Annotated in this window: 4 protein-coding genes; all 4 read left to right on the top strand. The window is 54.3% G+C overall.

Features of this window, described 5'->3' with window-relative positions; translation table 11 throughout:
- On the top strand, positions 1–754 hold a 754-nt coding region (locus PROAA_RS13025; protein ID WP_186411754.1), incomplete at its 5' end, for an HD-GYP domain-containing protein.
- A gap of 86 nt (positions 755–840) precedes the next feature.
- On the top strand, positions 841–1,263 hold the full coding sequence (locus PROAA_RS13020; RefSeq protein ID WP_186411753.1) for a thioesterase family protein: 423 nt from the start codon (positions 841–843) through the stop codon (positions 1,261–1,263).
- Positions 1,264–1,392: 129 nt separating this feature from the next.
- On the top strand, positions 1,393–1,845 hold the full coding sequence (locus PROAA_RS13015; RefSeq protein ID WP_186411752.1) for a hypothetical protein: 453 nt from the start codon (positions 1,393–1,395) through the stop codon (positions 1,843–1,845).
- A gap of 162 nt (positions 1,846–2,007) precedes the next feature.
- Positions 2,008–2,493 (top strand): NUDIX domain-containing protein, encoded by a 486-nt coding sequence (locus PROAA_RS13010; RefSeq protein ID WP_186411751.1) that lies wholly within the window; start codon positions 2,008–2,010, stop codon positions 2,491–2,493.
- Positions 2,494–2,860 lie beyond the last annotated feature (367 nt).

Below are 2,860 nucleotides of genomic sequence, written 5' to 3'. Positions count from 1 at the left end.
GACAGTGATCGCGGTCTTGTTCGCGCTATTTACCACCACAAGGTTCGCGATTGAAAAGCGACAGGCCTACGCATGGTTCAAGATGCTTGCCAACGCGCGTCAGCTTGTCATGGAATCCATGGCTGCGGTGGCGGAAACGCGCCACCCGGAAACCGGCGCCCATATCAGGCGAACGCAAAATTATGTCAGAGCGATCGCCGAGAAGTTGCGGTGTGACGGCCACTACACGGAGATACTGACCCACGAATTCATCGATCTTCTGTTTGTGTCTGCCCCGCTGCATGACATCGGAAAAGTCGGGATTCCGGACAGTATCCTGCTTAAATCGGACAGGCTGACCCCGCCGGAATTCGAACTCATGAAGAAACACGCGGAGTATGGAAGGAACATTATTTGCAGCGCGGCACAGAGAATCGAGGGGGACAACTTCCTGAGTCTCGCAGGAGAAATTGCGCTTACTCACCACGAAATGTGGGACGGGTCAGGTTACCCACAGGGTCTCGCGGGACAGGAAATTCCGCTCTCCGGGCGAATCATGATTGTCGCAGACGTATATGATGCGCTGATCAACCGGCGATGTTACAAGGACGCTTTCGCTCACGAGTATTCAATCGAACTCATGCGAAAATCACGAGCCACTATGTTCGATCCCGTGATATTTGACGCTTTTCTCAGCATAGAAAGGAATATCCGGGAGATAGCATTGACCTATCAAGATCTGGAAAAATCCGGCCCCGTGCTAGGGGATCGATAGGGGCGAGCATCCCGGTGCGGGCCGGATGATTTGTTTCTGGTGACCGGCGAGTGGAGCGTAGTTATACGCTATAGGAGGAGTGAGGAATGAAGGAAACGTTGAAACCCGGTATTCGATATGAGCACAGGTTCATGGTGCACCCATCGAAGACCGTGCCGGCACTCTATCCCGAGTCAGAAGAATTCGTGGCAATGCCGGAGGTCTTTGCTACCGGTTTCTTGGTCGGTTTCCTTGAATGGGCGTGCATCAAGGCAATCAATCCACATCTCGATTGGCCGCAGGAACAAACAGTTGGAACGCACATCAATATCAGCCACGAGGCAGCTACGCCGCCGGGCCTGAAGGTTGCGGCCATCGTGGAACTGATCGAGGTCGAAGGGAAGAAACTCACTTTTTCAGTCGAGGCACACGACAGCGTGGAACTGATAGCCAAAGGAATACACGAGCGATTCATCATAAATAGGGAGAAATTCGATGCGAAGCTCGGCACGAAGAGGGGTAATGCGTAATCCGGCGGTGTCGGAGATGCCGGGTGCACAGCGTTGCCGAATTGTCCTCTATCGTTGGGCCTATGGAAGCCGGTAGCGTGACATTCGGCAAAGTGCTACCTGTATTGGGTGCGAGAGCATAGGCACACTATGAAAATGTCAGCGTTGGCTCGACGAGTTGGATGGACCGCTGCTCTACTTGGCTGGTCTGCTTTTGCATTCTGGGCCTTCAGCCTGAGCTACAGCACGTCCTATTTCGAATATAGCCTTGCGTCGCGCTTGCCGCCGTTCCTGGCTGCCTTCGTAGGTGCCGTCGCAATTCCCGTTAGTGTCTGGTGCCAATTGCAACGTGTTGGCCGCAGCCGTCATTCGATGGTGCGCGCCTGGGTTATGCATGTCTGTACGTCGATCGCCGCGGTTGCGCCACTCGCGGCCATAGCCGCAGTTCTCTCCAGAGTCCGTGGGCCAATGCATCTTTCAGGCGACGACGCGATGGGCGTTGGTCTGAATTTCATTTTCTTGACTGCAACCGCCATCCTTTCTGTATTGTTCCTGAGCGTTGTGCTTGTTTTGAAGCACCGGAGGGCGTCTCGTGTTGCTTGATTCATCAAATATGCACTCCGCCAAAAGAGAACTTGTGCGATTGGCAGTAATCATCAGAAGTAACTGACAGTCTGTCGGTTTGTTGTGGGCCATGCCCGGTTCGCGGAAAGTGAAACATTCTGGTGTCTTGATATTCCATTTCGTTCACGGCACGATGCGTCGATGAAATACTGTCCGCTTTGCCGAAGTGACCTTGAAAACCGTCCTGTTGACGGCGTCGTGCGCCTGGCGTGTTCGTCGGTTGAGTGCCAGTTCGTGAGCTGGAACAATCCCATACCCGTGGTTGCCGGCCTTGTGCGGCACGAAGGCCAGTATCTTCTAGCGAGAAATGCCACCTGGCCGCAAGGCATGTTCTCCATGATCACCGGGTTCCTTGAGCAGGGCGAGTCACCCGAGAGCGCCATTCTCAGGGAAACGGAAGAGGAACTCGGTCTCCGGGGCAGCGAGTGCAAGTTCATCGGTCACTATGCGCACCCCAGGTTCAATCAGCTCATCATTGCTTTCGCTGTCGAAGCCTGCGGGGATGTGAAGTTGAACGATGAGATCGCAGAGGTGCGAATGGTTTCGCCTGAAGAGCTTGCCACCTACGACTTCGGGCGACTTGGGCTAATCCGAACAATTGTCACGCATTGGCTGGAACGCGCCTGACGCGGTGGTCGCGTCAACGCGCTTTCGGTGCTTAATTGTGGATGGCTAGCCATTCATTCGGCGATCCGCGCATTTCCCCGTGCCCGGGCAGCGTAGCCTGGTAAAGGTTGTCGTAATCGGTGCCTGGAGTAGAATCGTCACAAAGTCAGCAAGGCAGGATCATGCTGATCTGCGCTTCTCTTTATCCCGATTGGGCCTTATGAAACACCGCGTATTCATCTTTTTCGCTGTACTGATACTTGTCGCTTGCTCGCGCATGGATAGAAGTATCAGTGCAAAGATCACAGAATTGTTCGACGCCAGCAATTCGGCGCCAATCGACCTTGCGCAGGTCGGACCACCTTCATGGGAGCGTGTCTGCGTCTTG

The organism is Candidatus Propionivibrio aalborgensis, from assembly GCF_900089945.1.
Classification (GTDB): domain Bacteria; phylum Pseudomonadota; class Gammaproteobacteria; order Burkholderiales; family Rhodocyclaceae; genus Propionivibrio; species Propionivibrio aalborgensis.
The sequence above is the reverse complement of the archived record's forward strand: the minus strand, read 5'-3'. Positions and strand labels throughout refer to the sequence as shown.